This is a genomic window from Streptomyces sp. NPDC056628, assembly GCF_042792555.1.
In the GTDB taxonomy this organism is placed as follows: domain Bacteria; phylum Actinomycetota; class Actinomycetes; order Streptomycetales; family Streptomycetaceae; genus Streptomyces.
Genome location: NZ_JBHTWG010000062.1, coordinates 1 through 18,773, shown reverse-complemented (window position 1 = coordinate 18,773; position 18,773 = coordinate 1). Strand labels below are relative to the sequence as shown.

Annotated in this window: 16 protein-coding genes; 5 read left to right on the top strand and 11 right to left on the bottom strand. The window is 73.0% G+C overall.

The window, feature by feature from the left end; translation table 11 throughout:
- Positions 1–608: 608 nt before the first annotated feature.
- The gene (trpS, locus tag ACFRAC_RS35545) at positions 609–1,649 is read left to right on the top strand and encodes a tryptophan--tRNA ligase (RefSeq protein ID WP_382939063.1); all 1,041 of its coding nucleotides are present in this window, start codon (positions 609–611) and stop codon (positions 1,647–1,649) included.
- A gap of 33 nt (positions 1,650–1,682) precedes the next feature.
- Here trpS and proC read toward each other — a convergent pair whose 3' ends face one another.
- The 6 genes from proC to ACFRAC_RS35515 form a co-directional block, all read right to left on the bottom strand.
- On the bottom strand, positions 1,683–2,492 hold the full coding sequence (gene proC, locus ACFRAC_RS35540) for a pyrroline-5-carboxylate reductase (protein WP_382939060.1): 810 nt from the start codon (positions 2,490–2,492) through the stop codon (positions 1,683–1,685).
- A 105-nt stretch (positions 2,493–2,597) separates the two neighbouring features.
- A complete protein-coding gene (locus tag ACFRAC_RS35535; RefSeq protein ID WP_382939058.1) occupies positions 2,598–3,389 on the bottom strand; it encodes an ABC transporter permease in 792 nt (263 codons plus the stop codon).
- Positions 3,386–4,198: an ABC transporter ATP-binding protein gene (locus tag ACFRAC_RS35530; protein ID WP_382939054.1), complete on the bottom strand. Its 813-nt coding sequence runs from the start codon at positions 4,196–4,198 to the stop codon at positions 3,386–3,388. The genes ACFRAC_RS35535 and ACFRAC_RS35530 overlap by 4 nt, the downstream gene beginning before the upstream one ends.
- Before the next feature lie 52 nt (positions 4,199–4,250).
- Positions 4,251–5,048 (bottom strand): class I SAM-dependent methyltransferase, encoded by a 798-nt coding sequence (locus ACFRAC_RS35525; RefSeq protein WP_382939051.1) that lies wholly within the window; start codon positions 5,046–5,048, stop codon positions 4,251–4,253.
- A gap of 134 nt (positions 5,049–5,182) precedes the next feature.
- Entirely contained in the window at positions 5,183–5,686 is a 504-nt protein-coding gene (locus tag ACFRAC_RS35520; RefSeq protein ID WP_382939048.1) for an EamA/RhaT family transporter, read from the bottom strand.
- Positions 5,687–5,822: 136 nt separating this feature from the next.
- Positions 5,823–6,146: an SH3 domain-containing protein gene (locus ACFRAC_RS35515; protein WP_382939044.1), complete on the bottom strand. Its 324-nt coding sequence runs from the start codon at positions 6,144–6,146 to the stop codon at positions 5,823–5,825.
- A 181-nt stretch (positions 6,147–6,327) separates the two neighbouring features.
- Between ACFRAC_RS35515 and ACFRAC_RS35510 the strand changes: the two genes are divergently transcribed.
- The gene (locus ACFRAC_RS35510) at positions 6,328–8,442 is read left to right on the top strand and encodes a serine/threonine-protein kinase (protein ID WP_382939041.1); all 2,115 of its coding nucleotides are present in this window, start codon (positions 6,328–6,330) and stop codon (positions 8,440–8,442) included.
- Between the two features lie 73 nt (positions 8,443–8,515).
- On the opposite strand, the gene ilvD is transcribed toward ACFRAC_RS35510, so the two are convergent.
- The 4 genes from ilvD to ACFRAC_RS35490 all read right to left on the bottom strand — a co-directional run bounded on the left by ilvD (position 8,516) and on the right by ACFRAC_RS35490 (position 13,090).
- Entirely contained in the window at positions 8,516–10,369 is a 1,854-nt protein-coding gene (gene ilvD, locus ACFRAC_RS35505) for a dihydroxy-acid dehydratase (RefSeq protein WP_382939037.1), read from the bottom strand.
- A 118-nt stretch (positions 10,370–10,487) separates the two neighbouring features.
- The gene (locus ACFRAC_RS35500) at positions 10,488–11,114 is read right to left on the bottom strand and encodes a TetR family transcriptional regulator (protein ID WP_382939034.1); all 627 of its coding nucleotides are present in this window, start codon (positions 11,112–11,114) and stop codon (positions 10,488–10,490) included.
- Positions 11,111–11,935, bottom strand: a complete 825-nt coding sequence (locus ACFRAC_RS35495) for a sugar phosphate isomerase/epimerase family protein (RefSeq protein WP_382939031.1) — start codon at positions 11,933–11,935, stop codon at positions 11,111–11,113. Before ACFRAC_RS35495 ends, ACFRAC_RS35500 begins: the two co-directional genes overlap by 4 nt.
- Before the next feature lie 225 nt (positions 11,936–12,160).
- Positions 12,161–13,090 (bottom strand): Ppx/GppA family phosphatase, encoded by a 930-nt coding sequence (locus tag ACFRAC_RS35490; protein WP_382939029.1) that lies wholly within the window; start codon positions 13,088–13,090, stop codon positions 12,161–12,163.
- A 152-nt stretch (positions 13,091–13,242) separates the two neighbouring features.
- Between ACFRAC_RS35490 and ACFRAC_RS35485 the strand changes: the two genes are divergently transcribed.
- Positions 13,243–14,022 carry a hypothetical protein gene (locus tag ACFRAC_RS35485; protein ID WP_382939066.1) on the top strand — a complete coding sequence of 260 codons (780 nt, stop codon included), beginning with the start codon at positions 13,243–13,245 and terminating at the stop codon, positions 14,020–14,022.
- 39 nt (positions 14,023–14,061) lie between these two features.
- On the opposite strand, the gene ACFRAC_RS35480 is transcribed toward ACFRAC_RS35485, so the two are convergent.
- The gene (locus tag ACFRAC_RS35480) at positions 14,062–15,807 is read right to left on the bottom strand and encodes a hypothetical protein (protein ID WP_382939027.1); all 1,746 of its coding nucleotides are present in this window, start codon (positions 15,805–15,807) and stop codon (positions 14,062–14,064) included.
- Positions 15,808–15,981: 174 nt separating this feature from the next.
- Here ACFRAC_RS35480 and radA point away from each other — a divergent pair, with 174 nt between their 5' ends.
- Positions 15,982–17,391 (top strand): DNA repair protein RadA, encoded by a 1,410-nt coding sequence (gene radA / locus ACFRAC_RS35475; protein ID WP_382939022.1) that lies wholly within the window; start codon positions 15,982–15,984, stop codon positions 17,389–17,391.
- Positions 17,392–17,472: 81 nt separating this feature from the next.
- Positions 17,473–18,597: a DNA integrity scanning diadenylate cyclase DisA gene (disA, locus tag ACFRAC_RS35470; protein ID WP_382939019.1), complete on the top strand. Its 1,125-nt coding sequence runs from the start codon at positions 17,473–17,475 to the stop codon at positions 18,595–18,597.
- Positions 18,598–18,773 lie beyond the last annotated feature (176 nt).

The following is an 18,773-nucleotide window of genomic DNA, read 5'->3' as shown; positions in this document are numbered from 1 at the left end:
CCTTCGGTCTTGCGTTTCCGACTCTATCAGATCTTTCCGATCCGATTTCCTCGGTGCTTTCCAGGTTCCCGCTTCCGCGTTTCCCTTTCCAGCGGATCCGACTTTACCAGATCCTTTTCCGACCTGATCCCCAGTCAGCGGGGTTCGTCCTCCCGGCCGTTGGGCCGTTCCGACGAGTGAGACTTTAGCGGATTCCTGGCTCCCGATCTAATCGGGGGCCGGCGTCCTTTCGAACGCGGATTCCTCATTCCGTAAATACGCGCACCAATGACACGACGGCAGCCGGACGACTGTCGTCGGGAGAATGGTTGGTACTTATGGAGTGGCTGTCCGGGGACCGACCGAGGTCGGCGCTCACGTCGGACAACTCGGAGAACACTACGGATGGGCGTGGAGCGTGTCAACTTCGCTGCGGTCGGCACCCTGCGGGCGTACTCTGACCTCCATGACGACGCGCACGTACAGCCAGTTCTGGTGGGCCGCCTGACGGCGGCCGATGTCACGTGCGCACACACGGCCGCCGCCCCGGCGGCCGTTCTCGTTTCTCCCTCCTGAGGTTCTGAGGGTCGGCCGGCCGGGACGGCGGCCTCGACCAGGAGGTGGAGAAGATGACGCGGGTCTTCAGCGGGATCAAGCCGACCGGGCACCTGACGCTGGGGAACTACCTGGGTGCGATGCGGCGGTGGGCCGCCGTGGACCAGCACCAGTCCGACGCCCTGTTCTGCGTCGTGGATCTGCACGCGTTGACCGTCGACCACGATCCGGCTCGGGTGCGCAGACTCAGCAGGCAGGCGGCGACGCTGTTGCTCGCGTCGGGGCTGGATCCCCGGCTGTGCACCGTCTTCGTGCAGAGCCATGTGGACGAGCACGCGCGGCTGTCGTACCTGCTGGAGTGCGTGGCCACGGACGGCGAGATGCGGCGGATGATCCAGTACAAGGAGAAGGCGGCGCGGGAGCGGGTGCGGGGCGGGAGCGTACGGCTGTCGCTGCTGACGTATCCCGTGCTGATGGCGGCGGACATCCTGGCGTACGCGACCGACCAGGTGCCGGTCGGGGACGACCAGACGCAGCACGTGGAGCTCGCGCGGGATGTCGCGGTGCGGTTCAACCAGCGGTACGGGCACACGTTCGTGGTGCCGCGGGCCACGCCGCCGCAGGTGGCGGCGCGGGTGATGAACCTTCAGGACCCGACTTCGAAGATGGGCAAGAGCGATGACTCGGGACCGGGGATCGTCTATCTGCTCGACGAGCCGGACACGGTGCGCAGGAAGATCATGCGGGCTGTCACCGACAGCGCCCGGGACGTCGTGTACGACCCGGAGGCGCGGCCGGGTCCGGCGAACCTGCTGGAGATCCTCGCGGCGTGCACGGGTGGGAACCCATCCGAGCTGAGCGGTGTATATGAAACGTACGGTGCTTTGAAGAGGGACACCGCGGACGCCGTGGTCGAGGCTCTGAGGCCCGTGCAGGAGAGGCACAGGGAGCTGTGCGCGGATCCTGGCTATGTGGAGGGGGTGCTGCGCGATGGTGCGGAGCGCGCGCGGGCGATGGCCCGGCCGACCGTGGATGCCGCGTATCGGGCGATCGGGCTGCTGCCGGCGGCTGCGGATGACGGTGCCGCCGTCGCCGATATCGGGGTGACCGTGTAGTCGGGCCGCCCGGTGCCGGGCGGCCCCGGGGTGTCAGCTGTTGCCGGAGGCCAGTTCGCGGCTGCGGTCGCGGGCGGCCTCGAGGGCGGCGATGAGGGCTGCTCGTACGCCGTGGTTCTCCAGTTCGCGGATGGCGTTGATGGTGGTGCCGGCGGGGGACGTCACGTTCTCGCGGAGCTTGACGGGGTGCTCCCCGCTGTCGCGGAGCATCGTCGCGGCGCCGATCGCGGACTGGACGATCAGGTCGTGGGCCTTGTCGCGGGGCAGTCCGAGCAGGATGCCGGCGTCCGTCATGGCTTCGACCAGGTAGAAGAAGTAGGCCGGGCCGGAGCCGGAGAGCGCGGTGCAGGCGTCCTGCTGGGACTCGGGCACGCGGAGCGTCTTGCCGACGGCGCCGAAGATCTCCTCGGCGTGGGCGAGGTGGGCCTCGCCGGCGTGACTGCCCGCGGAGATGACCGACATGGCCTCGTCGACGAGGGCCGGGGTGTTCGTCATGACGCGGACCACCGGGGTGCCGGTGGCCAGGCGGGACTCGAAGAAGGAGGTGGGGATGCCCGCCGCACCGCTGATGACGAGGCGGTCGGCGGGGACGTGCGGGGCGAGTTCGTCGAGGAGAGTGCCCATGTCCTGCGGCTTGACGGTGAGGATCAGGGTGTCGGCCGACTTGGCGGCTTCCGCGTTGCTGACCGGGGTGACTCCGTGGCGGGAGCGGAGTTCCTCGGCGCGTTCCGGGCGGCGGGCCGTGACCAGGAGGTCGGCCGGGGTCCAGCCGCCGCGGATCATTCCGCTGAGCAGGGCTTCGCCGATCTTGCCGGTGCCGAGGACTGCGACTTTCTGGGTCATGGCTGGGGTGCCCTCCGGGGGTTGCGTCGTCCGGGTTCATCCTCGCACCGGAGGGCGGGGCGCGCGGCGGAGTGTCCGGTGGGCGGGACGTGGGGGGGCGGGCGGTCAGGCCGTCCGGCGGCGCAGGGTCGCCGCGCCCAGGCCGAGGACCAGGAGGGCGCAGCCCGCGACGATCAGGGCGTCGCGGACGAAGGTGGCCGTGATGTCGGTGTGCCGGAGCACTTCGTTCATGCCGTCGACGGCGTAGGACATGGGGAGGACGTCGGAGAGGGCTTCGAGGGCGGGGTGCATGGCGTCGCGGGGAGTGAAGAGTCCGCAGAGGAGGAGTTGGGGGAAGATCACGGCCGGCATGAACTGGACGGCCTGGAACTCGGAGGCGGCGAACGCCGAGACGAAGAGGCCGAGGGCGGTGCCGAGGAGCGCGTCGAGCAGGGCGACGAGCAGGAGCAGCCAGGGGCTGCCGGTGACGTCGAGGTCGAGGAACCACAGGGCGAGTCCGGTGGCGAGCGCGGACTGGACGATCGCGAGGGCGCCGAAGGCGAGGGCGTAGCCGGCGATCAGGTCGCCTTTGCCCAGCGGCAGGGCGAGGAGGCGTTCGAGGGTGCCCGAGGTGCGTTCGCGCAGGGTGGCGATGGAGGTGACCAGGAACATCGTGATCAGCGGGAAGATCCCGAGGAGGGAGGCGCCGATGGTGTCGAAGGTGCGCGGGCTGCCGTCGAAGACGTAGCGCAGCAGGAAGAGCATGACGCAGGGCACGAGGAGCATCAGGGCGATGGTCCGCGGGTCGTGGCGGAGCTGGCGCAGGACGCGGGCCGCGGTGGCGAGGGTGCGGGCGGGGCTGAGGGCGCCGGTGGGGGCGGGGCGGAGCGGGGTGGGTGTGCTCGCGGTGGTGCTCATCGGGTGGTCTCCTTCGCGCGGGCGGCGGCGGCCGCCTCGTCCACCAGGTGCAGGAAGGCCGCTTCGACGGTCTCGGAGTCCGTACGGGCGCGGAGGGCCTCGGGGGTGTCGTCGGCGAGGACGCGGCCCTCGCGCATGAGGAGGAGGCGGTGGCAGCGCTCGGCTTCGTCCATGACGTGGGAGGAGATGAGGAGGGTGGCGCCGCGTGAGGCGGCGATGTCGTGGAAGAGGGCCCAGAGGTCGCGGCGCAGGACGGGGTCGAGGCCGACGGTCGGTTCGTCCAGGACGAGGAGTTCGGGGGCGCCGAGGAGGGCGACGGCCAGGGAGACGCGGCTGCGCTGGCCGCCGGAGAGGGTGCCGGCCAGGGCGTCGGCGTGGCTGGTGAGGTCGACGTCGGCGATGGCGCGGGTGACGTGGTCGGCGCGCCGGTCGGCGGCGGAGCGGCCGGGGTCGAGGATCGCCGCGAAGTAGTCCAGGTTCTGGCGGACCGTCAGGTCGTCGTAGACGGAGGGAGCTTGGGTGACGTAGCCGATGCGGGTGCGCAGGGAGGGGTGTCCGGCGGGGTGGCCGAGGACGTCCAGGGTGCCGGTGACCTTGGCCTGGGTGCCGACGATGGCCCGCATGAGGGTGGTCTTGCCGCAGCCGGAGGGGCCGAGCAGGCCGGTGATCTGCCCGCGCGGGACGGTGAAGGCGAGGTCCCGCAGGACCTGGCGGGCGCCGCGGACGACGTGGAGGGAGTCGGCCCGGACGGCGGGCTCGTCCGGGGTGCCGTCGGGAGGGTCGGTGCGGGCGGCGTCGTAATTCATCATGCGATGAATAATGCTCGCGCCGGGGCGGGAGCGTCAAGCGCCGTGAGGGCTCTCAGTGCTCGGACGCGGGGGTGACGGCGACGACCAGATCCACGTCGTACGTCTCCTCGACGGTCCCGCCCGGGAAGGCGTCGAGGAGGTGGCGCCTCTCCTCGTCGAAGAAAGCGGTGCTCGCCTCGGCGCCGTGGACCAGGAAGACCGAGTGGCTGCCGAGGTTGGCCAGGTGGGTGTCGACGGGGACGCGGCGGCTCCAGCGGACCCTGCGGGAGGTGAAGGCGAGGCGGCCCGAGGGGTCGGTCCGGGCGGCTCGGTCGCCCCTGCCCTGCTGCTCGACGGCGGGAGCGGGGCCGCCGGAGTGGAGGCCGAAGCGGCGCTCGATGCGGACCGCCTGCTCGACGTGCCAGGGGATGTCGAGCGGGGTGATGTTCCACCAGAGGGCCAGCGCGCCGCCGGGGCGCAGCACCCGCAGGGCCTCCGGCACCGAGCGGGCGGGGTCGGTCCAGTGCCAGGCCTGGGCGTAGGTGAGGAAGTCGGCGGAGGAGGTGGCCAGGGGAAGGGCGTCGCCGTTGCCCCGCACGAGCGGGAGGCCGGGGTGGCTGTGGCGGAACTGGGCCGCCATGCCGGCGCCGGGCTCCACCGCGAGCACCTCGGCGCCACGGTCGCGCAGCAGGGCGGTGGCGATGCCGGTGCCCGCGCCGACGTCGACGACCTGTGCGCCGGTCAGGGACCGCCCCGCGAGTTCCTCGACCGCGTCGAAGAGGGCGGGGGGATAGGAGGGGCGGTTCGCCGCGTACTGGGCGGCGGCGGCGTTGAAGGAGTGGGCGCGGGCTGCGTGGGAGGGGGCCGTCATAGGGCCATGGTCCCCCTGATGGCGGGGCGCGGGCAGGGCGGCCGGAGGTTCGCCGACGACCGCGGGAGGCGGGCCGGGCGGCGAACGCGGTGGGCTACGACGACCTCGAGGTCGTCGAGGCGCCGCGGGCGTCCTCAGGTGCGGCGCTTGCGCTTCGACGGGTTGCCGGTGCGGCGGGTGGTACGGGACTCGTGCCGCTTGCGGGCCGCCTCGTACTCCTGGCGGTGCAGCTTCTCGCCGGGGGCCTCGACGAGGGAGCGGAAGAAGTAGGCGAGGAGGGAGCCGACGAAACCGATGGTGAGCAGGCCGCGCAGGCCGGCCTGGCGGTCCGGGTCGGGGCTCTTGGTGAAGCCGTCCCAGGTGTGCCGGAACGCGAGCGCGCTGCAGACCGCGAACATGCCCACGACCAGGACGGTCACGAAGCTGCCGCTGCCGGCGATCGCGATGCCCTCGTAGGCGAAGCGCAGCACGAGGCAGGCGGCGGCCGCGGCGGCCAGGGAGCCGGCGGCCACGCCGATGCGGCGGAGCGCGTAGCCGTGGTCGTGGTCGACCCAGGTCGTGCCGAAGAAACGCAGGGGCTCGGGGCGGGGGCCCGGGGAGCCCGCGGGCGTGGCCGGGGTGCCGTTGGTGTCGCTCACGCGTCGATTATCGCCCCGGCCGGGCGCGGGCCCGTGGGCGGGCGGGGCCGGGGGCCGGGGAGGGGCCACCTGGTTGCGGCAGCCCCCGCCCAGCCTCTCGCCCGAGCCCTCACCCAGACCCGCGCCCAAGCCCTCGCTACGAGCAGCGCGGGCGGATGTAGCCGTCGCTGCCGGTCCTGATGTACGCGTCCGAGACGTACTCGCCGTTGGCGATGTTGTCCCAGATGGTCGAGGTGCCGTACGGGCCGGTCACGCTGGTGCCGGGCCGCTGGCAGTAGATCGCGACCTGCGCGCCCTCGGGCAGGACCTTGACGATCGGGTAGCTGGTGCCGGGGCCGCTGCGGACGTTGAGGCGCACGCCCGGCGCGACCGGGTAGTAGGTCACGGCTGCGGCCGCCTCGAGCATGGTGACGGCGTCGTCCTCGCCGCGGTTCGTCGTTTCGGCACGGTCGACAGACATAGGTACTCCCCCCGTTGGAACCCACGACGTTCGTGGGGCCCCGATGATTCCCCCAAATCACGCCACGAAACAGGCGTACTCACATCGAACGCGAACACTAGCAAGCCGCCTCTGTCTCGCACGCATCATCGACTAGGCTCCGTGCGTCGCGCGCGTGGACGAACAGCACGGGGGTGGTCCCATGGCGTCACGGCACAACATCGGGGCGGGCGCGGAAGCGGAACTTCCCGAGTACGCCGGGCACTACCGCCTGGAGTCCCCCCTCGGTGCCGGGGGCATGGGTGTCGTCCACCTGGCCAGGAGCACGTCGGGCATGCAGGTCGCCGTCAAGGTCGTGCATGCCGAGTTCGCGAAGGACCCCGAGTTCAGGGGCCGTTTCCGGCAGGAGGTCGGGGCGGCGCGCAAGGTCAGCGGGGCCTTCACGGCACCGGTGGTGGACGCCGACCCGGAGGCCGAACGGCCGTGGATGGCCACGCTGTTCATCCCCGGTTCGACGCTCTCCGACCATGTGAAGCGGAACGGTCCGATGGACCCCGCGCAGCTGCGGCGGCTGATGGCCGGGCTGGCGGAGGCGCTGCGCGACATCCACCGGGTCGGCGTCGTGCACCGCGATCTCAAGCCGAGCAACGTCCTGCTCGCCGACGACGGCCCGAAGGTCATCGACTTCGGCATTTCTCGGCCAAAGGACAGCGAACTGCGGACCGAGACGGGCAAGTTGATCGGCACGCCGCCGTTCATGGCGCCGGAGCAGTTCCGGCGGCCCCGGGAGGTCGGTCCCGCCGCGGACGTCTTCGCGCTCGGCTCGGTGATGGTGCACGCGGCGACGGGGCGCGGGCCGTTCGACTCGGACAGCCCGTACGTCGTCGCCTACCAGGTCGTCCATGACGAGCCGGATCTGACCGGGCTGCCGGAGAACCTGGCGCCGCTCGTGCTGCGCTGTCTCGCCAAGGAGCCCGAGGACCGGCCCACTCCGGACGAGCTGATGCGGGAGCTGCGGTCCGTGGCGGCGTCGTACGACACGCAGGCGTTCATACCGGCGCAGCGCACGGGCGAGGAGCGGGACCCCGAGCCCGGTCCCCGGTCCGGGCGAAGGGCCGCCGGGTCGCGGCGGCCCCGGACGGCCAGGCGGGGGCGGCTGGCCCTGGTGACGGCGGCCGTGGTGGCGCTGGGCGTCGCCGCGGGTGCCGTGCTGTGGCCGGGGGGCGGCGACGGGCCGAAGCGTGAGGCGGGTGCGGGCAGGCCCGCCGCCGCGTCGGCGGTCCGGCCCTGGGCCGTGAAGCCGTCCCCGAAGGGGGGCGGTCTGCCCCGGTGCGCGCACGAGGACCGGCGGTTGCTGTGTGCGCAGCCGGGGCTGGTCAGCGCGCTCGACCCGGCCGACGGTCAGGTGCTGTGGCGGTACGAGCTGGCCAAGGGCGATGTGCCGGGCCGCGCGCCCGAGGTCTCGGGCGGGCTCGCGCACGTCCTGACCCACGCGGGCCGGCATGTGGAGGCGATCGACCCCGCGTCCGGCGAGCTCCGCTGGGAGCTGGACGTGTCGGCGTACCGCGGGTTCCGGTTCGCGGGCGACATGCTGGTGCTGATCGGCGCGGACGGCACGGCGCGGGGCGTCGACAGCGCGTCCGGCGAGACCCGGTGGGAGCGGCGGATACCGGGTCTGGGTGACGCGTACGCCGTCTCGTTCCCGGGGAACCCCTGGCTCTTCGTCGCGGGTACGTCGGCCGACGGCACCCGTACCCGCGTGCGGTCCATCGACCCGAGGGACGGCAAGGTGCGCTGGGACGCGCCGTTCGACGGCGCCCTGACACCGGTCGGCGCCACCGACGGCGAGGTCTTCCTCGTCGCGGGCGACGGAGGCTACGGCGAGGCGACGGCTGTGGTCCGCTACAGCCCGGCGTCCGGCGCGACGCGGCGCGTGGCCCTGTCGGAGTCGCTCACCCAGGCGCAGGCCGGGGTGCACGACGGGACCGTCTACCTGCTGGGGACGGGCGGCTCCCTGGTGGCCGTCGACCTGCGCGCGGGACGGCAGCGGTGGTCGGTGCAGACGAGCGTCAGCCAGGGTTCGGCGCCGGTCTCGGACGGCCGGCGCGTGTACCTGAGCGCGGCCGACGGGCGGCTGCTCGCGGTGGACGCGGCCAAGGGGCGGCTCGTCGGCCAGACGGACCCCCGGCTGAACCCGGACGCGGCGGCGGCCACCGCCGACCTGCCGGTGCCCGCGCTCGCCGGCGGCCGTGTCCACGCCGGCGCCCCGGACGGCACGGTCTTCGCCGTCGACGCACGCTCCCCCGGCGTCTGGTGAGCCGGCCCGCGCACGGCGAAGGGGCCGCCTCCCGAGGAGACGGCCCCTTCGACACGGCTTCGCGCCGGGCGGGTCAGCCCAGCTTCGAGACGTCGCGCACCGCGCCCTTGTCCGCGCTGGTGGCCATCGCCGCGTAGGCGCGCAGGGCGGCCGACACCTTGCGGTCGCGGTTCTTCGGCGCGTACACGCCGTCCAGCGCCTGCTCCCGGCGGCTGAGCTCGGCGTCGTCGACGAGCAGTTCGATCGTGCGGTTCGGGATGTCGATGCGGATACGGTCGCCGTCCTCGACGAGGGCGATGGTGCCGCCGGACGCGGCCTCCGGGGAGGCGTGGCCGATGGACAGGCCCGAGGTGCCGCCGGAGAAGCGGCCGTCGGTGATCAGCGCGCAGGTCTTGCCCAGGCCGCGGCCCTTGAGGAAGGACGTCGGGTACAGCATCTCCTGCATACCGGGGCCGCCCTTGGGGCCCTCGTAGCGGATGACGACGACGTCCCCGTCGGTGACCTGCTTGTTGAGGATCTTCTCGACGGCCTCCTCCTGCGACTCGCAGACGACGGCCGGGCCCTCGAAGGTCCAGATGGACTCGTCCACGCCCGCGGTCTTCACGACACAGCCGTCGACGGCGAGGTTGCCCTTGAGGACCGCGAGGCCGCCGTCCTTGGAGTAGGCGTGCTCGACGCTGCGGATGCAGCCGCCCTCGGCGTCCTCGTCGAGGGCGGCCCAGCGCTCCGACTGGGAGAACGCCTCGGCCGAGCGGACGCAGCCGGGGGCCGCGTGCCACAGCTCGACGGCCTCCGGCGAGGGGGAGCCGCCGCGCACGTCCCAGGTCTTCAGCCAGTCGGACAGCGACGGGCTGTGGACGGCGTGGACGTCCTCGTTGAGCAGGCCGCCGCGGTACAGCTCGCCCAGCAGGGCGGGGATGCCGCCGGCGCGGTGCACGTCCTCCATGTAGTACGTGCGGTCCTTGGCGACGTTCGGGGCGACCTTGGCCAGGCAGGGGACGCGGCGCGAGACGGCGTTGATCTCCTCCAGGCCGAACGGGACGCCCGCCTCCTGGGCGGCGGCCAGCAGGTGCAGGATCGTGTTGGTGGAGCCGCCCATGGCGATGTCGAGGGCCATGGCGTTCTCGAACGCCGCGAAGGTGGCGACGCTGCGCGGCAGGACGGTGTCGTCGTCCTGCTCGTAGTAGCGGCGAGTGATGTCCATGACGGTGCGGGCGGCGTCCTCGTACAGGCCCTTGCGGGCCGTGTGCGTGGCGAGGACCGAGCCGTTGCCCGGCAGGGAGAGGCCGACGGCCTCGGTGAGGCAGTTCATCGAGTTGGCGGTGAACATGCCGGAACAGGACCCGCAGGTCGGACAGGCGTTCTCCTCGATACGGAGGATGTCCTCGTCCGAGATCTTGTCGTTCACGGCGTCGGAGATCGCGTCGACCAGGTCGAGGGTGCGGACCGTGCCGTCGACGAGCGTGGCGCGGCCGGACTCCATCGGACCGCCGGAGACGAAGACCGTGGGGATGTTGAGCCGCAGGGCGGCGTTCAGCATGCCCGGGGTGATCTTGTCGCAGTTGGAGATGCAGATCAGGGCGTCGGCGCAGTGCGCCTCGACCATGTACTCCACGCTGTCCGCGATGAGGTCGCGGGAGGGCAGGGAGTAGAGCATGCCGCCGTGGCCCATGGCGATGCCGTCGTCGACGGCGATCGTGTTGAACTCGCGGGGGATGCCGCCGGCCTCCCTGATCGCCTCGCTGACGATCCGCCCGACGGGCTGGAGGTGGGTGTGGCCGGGCACGAACTCGGTGAAGGAGTTCGCCACCGCGATGATCGGCTTCCGGCCGATGTCCGCACCGGGTACACCGGAGGCGCGCATAAGGGCGCGGGCGCCCGCCATGTTGCGGCCGTGGGTGACTGTGCGGGACCTCAGCTCGGGCATCGTCGCTCGCTCCTTCAGACGGATGGGGCTCTCAATGAGCGTACGCCGGTCATCCAGTGGGCGGGACGAGGCGTCCGCAATACGGGACAGATGTCTCGCGGAGAGGGCGTTGCGGGCCTCAGGGGCCGGTGAGGTGCCCCTGGACGACGGGGGCCACGCGCGCGACGATCCGCTCCAGGTCGGCCGAGGCGATCGGCTCGATCTTGATGACGTACCGCATCATCGCGATCCCGACGAGCTGCGCGGCGGCCAGCTCGGCGCGCAGCTCCGCGTCCGGCGCGTCGATCTCCCCGGCGATCCGGCGCAGCAGCTGGCTGGCGACGAGGCGGCGGAACACGGTGGCCGCGACCTCGTTGGTGACCGCGGAGCGGACGATGGCGAGCAGCGGCTTACGGGTCGCCGGGTTCTCCCAGAGCCCGAACAGGAAGCGGGTCATCCGCTCGCCGACGTCGTCCAGCGGTGCCGCGAGGACGGTGTCGCGCACCTTCAGGGCGGGGACGAGGGCGACCTCGACGGCCGCCTCGAAGACCTGCTCCTTGGTACCGAAGTAGTGGTGGACGAGGGCCGGGTCGACCCCGGCGGCCTTGGCGATGCCGCGTACCGACGTCTTCTCGTAGCCCCGCTCGGAGAACTCCTCGCGGGCCGCGTCCAGGATGCGCTCGCGGGTGCCGGCGGACTCGGTGCGCGGGGGGCGGCCGCGGCGTCGCGTGCCCGGCCCGTCCGGGGCCGGTCCGGCGTCGGTCACGGCCGGGGCACCTTCACCGGGGACGCCAGGTGGAGGCGGGTGAAGGCGAGGGCCTCCGCGAGGTCGGCCTCCCGTTCGGCGCCGGACAGGGCGCGCCGGGTGTTGACCTCGATCACGACGTGCCCGTCGAAGCCGGTCTGGGCGAGGCGTTCCAGCACCTCGGCGCAGGGCTGGGTGCCGCGGCCGGGGACGAGGTGCTCGTCCTTCGCCGAGCCCCGGCCGTCGGCGAGGTGCACATGCCCGAGCCGGTCGCCCATGCGGTCGACCATCTGGAGCGCGTCGCAGCGGGCGGTCGCCGTGTGGCTCAGGTCGATCGTGAAGTGCCGGTAGTCGTCCCGGGTGACGTCCCAGTCGGGGGCGTAGGCCAGCATCTCGCGGTCGCGGTAGCGCCAGGGGTACATGTTCTCGACGGCGAAGCGCACGTCCGTCTCGTCGGCCATGCGCCAGATGCCCTCGACGAACTCCCGGGCGTACTGGCGCTGCCAGCGGAAGGGCGGGTGCACGACGACCGTGCCGGCCCCGAGCTTCTCGGCGGCGGCCTGGGCGCGCTTGAGCTTGGTCCAGGGGTCGGTGGACCACACGCGCTGTGTGATCAGCAGACAGGGGGCGTGGACGGCCAGGATGGGGATGCGGTGGTAGTCGCTGAGCCGGCGCAGCGCCTCCAGGTCCTGGCTGACCGGGTCGGTCCACACCATGACCTCGACACCGTCGTACCCGAGGCGCGCGGCGATCTCGAAGGCCGTCGCCGTCGACTCCGGATAGACCGAGGCCGTCGACAGGGCGACCTTCGCATCCGGGATGCGCACCACTGGATCTGCCACGAGGGACAGCGTACGGGGACTCCCCCGGCCCGCGGGAACGGATGACCATGTGCCCGGCGCCTTCGCACACAACCGGCCACCTGTGCGAACAGGACGTTTACGGGTCGGGAGGCGGCCGGCGCCCGGGCCGGGGTGTGGCGGGCTTCACGCGGGTGGTGCGGTGGACCGCCGGGGCGCGTGGGGCGGACGCGGGCGCCGCCGGCGGCCCACCCGGGAGGCCCGCCGTCACGGGGTCATGTGATCCAGCTTGCGCAGGATGACGCCCTCGCGCAGGGCCCACGGGCAGATCTCCAGCGTCTCCACCCCGAACAGGTCCATGGCGCCCTCGGCGACCAGCGCCCCGGCGAGCAGCTGTCCCGCGCGGCCGTCGGAGACGCCGGGCAGTTCCGCGCGCTGGGCGGCGGTCATCCCGGCCAGCCGCGGGACCCATGCCTCCAGGGACTCCCGCTTCAGCTCGCGCTGCACGTACAGGCCCTCCGCGGAGCGGGCGGCACCGGCGATACGGGCCAGTTGGCGGAATGTCTTGGAGGTGGCGACGACGTGGTCGGGCGCCCCGAACCGGCTGAACTCGCCGACCGTGCGGGCGATCTCGGCCCGTGCGTGGCGCCGCAGCGCGCGTATGTCCTCCGGGTCCGGCGGGTCGCCCGGCAGCCAGCCCGCGGTGAGGCGGCCCGCGCCCAGGGGCAGGGACACCGCGGCGTCCGGTTCCTCGTCGATGCCGTACGCGATCTCCAGGGAGCCGCCGCCGATGTCCAGCACGAGGAGTTTCCCGGCCGACCAGCCGAACCAGCGCCGGACGGCCAGGAAGGTCAGCCGGGCCTCCTCGTCCCCGGCGAGGACCTGGAGCTCGACGCCGGTCTCGGCCTTCACGCGCGCGAGGACCTCGTCGGCGTTGACAGCCTCGCGCACGGCCGAGGTGGCGAAGGGCAGGACCTCCTCGACCCCCTTGTCCTCGGCGGCCTGGAGCGCGTCGTGGATCACGCCCACCAGGCGGTCGACGCCGTCGGTGCCGATGGCGCCCTTGTCGTCGAGGAGCTGGGCCAGGCGCAGTTCTTCCTTGTACGAGTGCGCGGGCAGCGGGCGCGCGCCGGGATGCGCGTCCACCACCAGCAGATGCACCGTGTTGGAACCCACATCGAGGACACCGAGTCTCATGTACGGCACGCTACTGCCAGCCGGGCGCCGCTCCGTCCTCGAAGGCGTGGATGCGCACGCCGTACCCTGGACCCGTGCCAAAGACGAAAAAGGCGAAGGACGACAAGACGGCCAAATCAGCCAGGGTTTCTTCGCAGGCGAAGGCAGCCGCGGTGGCGAAGCCTCCCAGGAGGGCCCCGGAAGCGGACGAGAAGGGGCTCGACTTCGCGCGCGCATGGGTGGAGTTCCCTGATCCGGCGGACGACGAGCAGGTCTTCCGCTGCGATCTGACATGGCTGACCTCTCGCTGGAACTGCATCTTCGGCAGCGGCTGCCAGGGCATCCAGGCGGGCCGCGCGGACGACGGGTGCTGCACGCTGGGCGCCCACTTCTCCGACGAGGACGACGAGAAGCGGGTCGCGGGGCACGTGGCGCGGCTCACTCCTGACATCTGGCAGCACCATGACGAGGGCACGCGGAACGGCTGGGTGTCCGAGGACGAGGACGGCGAGCGCCAGACGCGTCCCTTCAACGGTTCGTGCATCTTCCAGAACCGCCCCGGCTTCGCCGGCGGCGCGGGCTGCTCGCTGCACATCCTCGCCCTGCGGGAGGGCCGCGAGCCGCTGGAGACCAAGCCGGACGTCTGCTGGCAGCTGCCGGTCCGGCGCACCTACGACTGGATCGACCGGCCCGACGACACGCGCGTGCTGCAGATCTCGATCGGTGAGTACGACCGCCGCGGCTGGGGCCCCGGCGGCCACGACCTGCACTGGTGGTGCACCTCGGCGACCTCGGCGCACGGCGCGGGCGAGCCGGTGTACGTCACCTACCGGCCGGAGCTGATCGAACTGATGGGCAAGGCCGGCTACGACCGCCTGGTCGAGCTGTGCGAGGAGCGGCTGGCCTCGCAGCTGCCGCTGGTGGCGCCGCACCCGGCGGACCCGGCCGGCTAGCCGCGGGCCGCCGCACCGCCGCGCCACGGCGGCCGCTCCCTACGAGTCCGACGGGCTCGGCTCGCCGCTCCCGTCGGCCGGCGGAGTGGAGTCCGCCGGGCCGGAGGGGTCCGTCGGGCCGGGCGAGGAGGGGTCCGTCGACGGAGGCGGCTCGCCGGTGCCGGGGTCGCTGGGCGTCGGTTCGGTCGGTGCCGGGGTGGTCGGCGTCGGATCGGGACCGGACGACGAGGGCGGCGGATCGGCGGGCGTCCCGGGGTCGGTCGGCCGGCCGGGGTGGGAGGGAGCCGGCGCGGGGCCGTAGCCCTGGATGGTGACGAGGGTCCCGGCGGGCGAGATCGCCAGGCGCGCGCTCCAGAACCCGGACGGCTCGCGCAGGTGGTCGACGTACACCTTGACCGTCGAGGACTCGCCGGGGGCGAGCGTGCCCGACGACCGGCTGAGGTAGAGCCAGGACGCGGAGGTGCTCGCGGACCAGCGCACCGGTGCGCGGCCCGTCGCCCGGAGCGTGACCAGCGTGGTGTCGCCGCTGGTGGCCGCCGACACCTCCAGCCGGGCGGCACCCTTGCCGCCCGTGCCGCCGACGCTGACGACCTCCACGGAGACGTCCGGATCGTCGTCGCCGCCGGCGAAGTGGTCGTCCCGGCGGGGGCTGGCATTGCCGGCGTTCTCGTAGCCGCCGTCCGCGCCCTGTCCGTCGAGGGCGCCCGGGCCTTGTGCCTCGCCGGCGGTGGCCGAGTGGCCGTCGACGGACTCGCCGGTCGTGGTGCCCCGGTAGGCCGCCCACAGGGCGATGACCGGGGCGGCGACGACCGTGGCGACGACGGTCGTGGTGACGGCACGCGAGCGCAGCCGGTCCCGGCGGGCCGCGCGGTCCTTCGGGTCCATCGGGAAGCCGCGCCGGTCGAAGCGGGGCGTCGCGGCGCCACGCACGCGCGGGGAGTGCGCGAGCGCCATGTGCAGGGCCGCGCGCGGAGCGGGCAGGACGGGCAGTTCCGCGGGGGTGACGGCGGCGCCGGGCCACCGGCCGGGGACGGCGCGCTCGGCGGTGCGGCGGCAGCGCGGACAGTCATCGACGTGCCGGACGAGCTCGCGGCGCAGCGCGGTGCCGAGGACGAGCTGGCGGTCGCCGGTGAGCCGGGCGACGCCCGGGCAGGTGCCGGTCTCGACGACGGCGAGGGCCGCGCGGGTGCGTTCCACCTCGCAGGCGGCGGAGGCGAGCAGTTCGCGGGCGGCGGCGAGACCGAGGCCGAGGACGGCGGCGACCTCGTGGGCGGCGAGGTGGTGGCGCACGGCGAGTTCGAGGGCCTCGCGCTGCTCCGGGGTGGTGCCGGCGGCTTCCGGCCAGGCCAGCAGGGCGAGTTCGCGGCGCCGCTGCTCCTGGACGTCCTCGGGGACGGACGGGCCCGGCTCGGGCCCGGTCTGCCGGTGGGTGCCGTGCCGGCCCGCCGCGTGGCTGCCCTGACGTTTCTGCTTGGCCTCGGCCAGCTTGCGCAGGCACGCCCAGCGGGCCACCGCGTACAGCCAGGGCCGGCGGTCGGCGGCGCCGGCCGGCATCCGCCGGCCGCGGCGCTCGGCGAGCGCGAGGACGTCGGCGAGGGCGGCGGTCGCGGCGTCGTGGTCGCACAGCACGGACAGGCAGTAGGTGAACAACCCGTCCAGATACGGCTCGTAGCGCGCGGACGGGTGCTGCGCCACCGTTCGCGCCGCCGCACGATCACGCGCCTCCCGATGCGCCCTGTGCGCGCCGGTGGTGCGGGTCGGGGTCTCCGGACTGCTGCTCGTCATTGGGGGACCGTAGGCGGCCGGCGCCGGCACCTTCTGCCTGCTTGAGCACTTTTAATCCATACGGGTGAAACGATCCCTCAATGGGGTACAGAAGCCCCGGGATTCCATGTCCTGTGCATGCCGAGCCGACCGGCGGGCGGGGCGTTGTCAGTGGCCTCGGCTACGGTTCTTCGCATGGCTGCCCGTACCAAGTCCACGAAGGACCGCCCGTCCTACCGCTGCACCGAGTGCGGCTGGCAGACGGCCAAGTGGCTCGGCCGCTGCCCCGAGTGCCAGGCGTGGGGGACGGTCGAGGAGTACGGCGCGCCCGCGGTCCGCACCACGGCCCCCGGCCGGGTCACCAGCTCCGCGCTGCCGATCGGCCAGGTCGACGGCCGCACGGCGACCGCCCGCAGCACCGGCGTGCCCGAGCTGGACCGGGTGCTCGGCGGCGGCCTGGTGCCCGGCGCGGTCGTCCTCCTCGCGGGCGAGCCCGGCGTCGGCAAGTCCACGCTGCTGCTGGACGTCGCCGCCAAGTCCGCGAGCGACGAGCACCGCACCCTCTATGTCACCGGCGAGGAGTCCGCGAGCCAGGTGCGGCTGCGCGCCGACCGCATCGGTGCCCTCGACGAGCACCTGTACCTCGCGGCCGAGACCGATCTGGCGGCCGTGCTCGGTCACTTGGACGCGGTGAAGCCGTCCCTGCTCATCCTCGACTCCGTGCAGACGGTGGCCTCCCCGGAGATCGACGGCGCCCCCGGCGGCATGGCCCAGGTCCGCGAGGTGGCCGGGGCCCTGATCCGCGCCTCCAAGGAGCGCGGCATGTCGACCCTGCTCGTGGGACACGTCACCAAGGACGGTGCCATCGCCGGGCCCCGCCTCCTGGAGCACCTGGTCGACGTGGTGCTGCACTTCGAGGGCGACCGGCACGCGCGTCTGCGGCTCGTCCGAGGCGTCAAGAACCGCTACGGGGCGACGGACGAGGTCGGCTGCTTCGAGCTGCACGACAACGGCATCACGGGCCTGACCGACCCGAGCGGCCTCTTCCTGACCCGCCGTGACGAGCCGGTGCCGGGCACCTGCCTGACGGTCACCCTGGAGGGCCGCCGCCCCCTGGTCGCCGAGGTCCAGGCGCTCACCGTCGACTCCCAGATCCCCTCGCCCCGGCGTACGACGTCCGGGCTGGAGACCTCACGGGTGTCGATGATGCTCGCCGTGCTGGAGCAGCGCGGCCGGATCAGCGCGCTGGGCAAGCGGGACATCTACACCGCGACGGTCGGCGGGGTGAAGCTCTCCGAGCCCGCGGCCGATCTCGCGGTGGCCCTCGCGCTGGCCTCCGCCGCGAGTGACACACCTCTCCCCAAGAATCTCGTCGCGATCGGCGAGGTGGGCCTCGCGGGCGAGGTCAGACGGGTCACGGGCGTGCAGCGCAGGCTGGCCGAGGCGCACCGTCTGGGCTTCACGCACGCCCTCGTCCCGGGCGACCCCGGGAAAGTCCCGTCGGGCATGAAGGTGCTGGAAGTGGCCGACATGGGGGACGCTCTCAGGGTCCTTCCGCGCTCGCGTCGGCGAGAGGCCCCACGGGACGACGAGGACCGCCGGTAGACTTTGCCCAGGTCTCGCCCGTCCGTACGAACCGAGTGTGCGAAACGGGAGCGCCTTGGAACCTGCGACCGGAGGAGTGCAGTGGCAGCCAACGACCGGGCAGCAGCTCCCGGAAAGGCCGGTGGGAGCTCCGGTGCCGATGGCCTGATGCGCGCCTCACTGAGCGCCGTGGCACCAGGCACGGGGCTTCGCGACGGCCTGGAGCGGATCCTCCGCGGCAACACGGGCGGACTCATCGTCCTCGGCTCCGACAAGACCGTCGAGGCGATGTGCACGGGTGGATTCGTCCTTGATGTCGAGTTCACGGCGACGCGTCTGCGTGAGCTGTGCAAGCTCGACGGCGGCATCGTGCTCTCGTCCGACCTGTCGAAGATCCTGCGGGCCGGCGTCCAGCTGGTCCCGGACCCGACGATCCCCACGGAGGAGACGGGCACCCGGCACCGCACGGCGGACCGGGTCAGCAAGCAGGTCGGCTTCCCCGTCGTCTCGGTCTCCCAGTCGATGCGGCTGGTCGCGCTGTACGTGGACGGTCAGCGCCGCGTCCTGGAGGACTCGGCGGCGATCTTGTCCCGCGCCAACCAGGCACTGGCGACCCTGGAGCGCTACAAGCTCCGCCTGGACGAGGTCGCGGGCACGCTGTCGGCGCTGGAGATCGAGGACCTGGTGACGGTCCGGGACGTCTCGGCGGTCGCCCAGCGCCTGGAGATGGTCCGGCGCATCGCGACGGAGATCGCCGAGTACGTGGTGGAGCTGGGCACCGACGGCCGGCTCCTGGCACTCCAGCTGGACGAGCTGATCGCCGGTGTGGAGCCCGAGCGGGAGCTCGTGGTGCGCGACTACGTCCCCGAGCCCACCGCCAAGCGCTCCCGCACGGTCGACGAGGCGCTCCACGAGCTGGACGCCCTGTCCCACGCCGAGCTCCTCGAAATGCCCACGGTGGCCAAGGCGTTGGGGTACACCGGCTCCCCGGAGGCGCTGGACTCGGCGGTCTCGCCGCGCGGCTTCCGGCTGCTGGCCAAGGTGCCGAGGCTGCCGGGCGCCATCATCGACCGGCTGGTGGAGCACTTCGGCGGCCTGCAGAAGCTGCTGGCCGCCAGCGTCGACGACCTCCAGACCGTGGACGGTGTCGGTGAGGCCCGCGCCCGCAGCGTCCGCGAGGGCCTGTCGCGCCTGGCGGAGAGCTCGATCCTGGAGCGGTACGTCTAGGACCTGGCCAGACCTCGCGGTCGGCCCCCAGGGGTGTCGTGTCGATCACGCCGGGAGCCCGGCACGATCGACACGGCACCCCTCTAGGGCGTGTTTCGAAAGTAGCGTCGTCCGCCCGAAGGGCGGGGTCCGCGGCGTCTGGCGCGGTGCATCGCAAGGCGGAGGGTCGTCCGCGT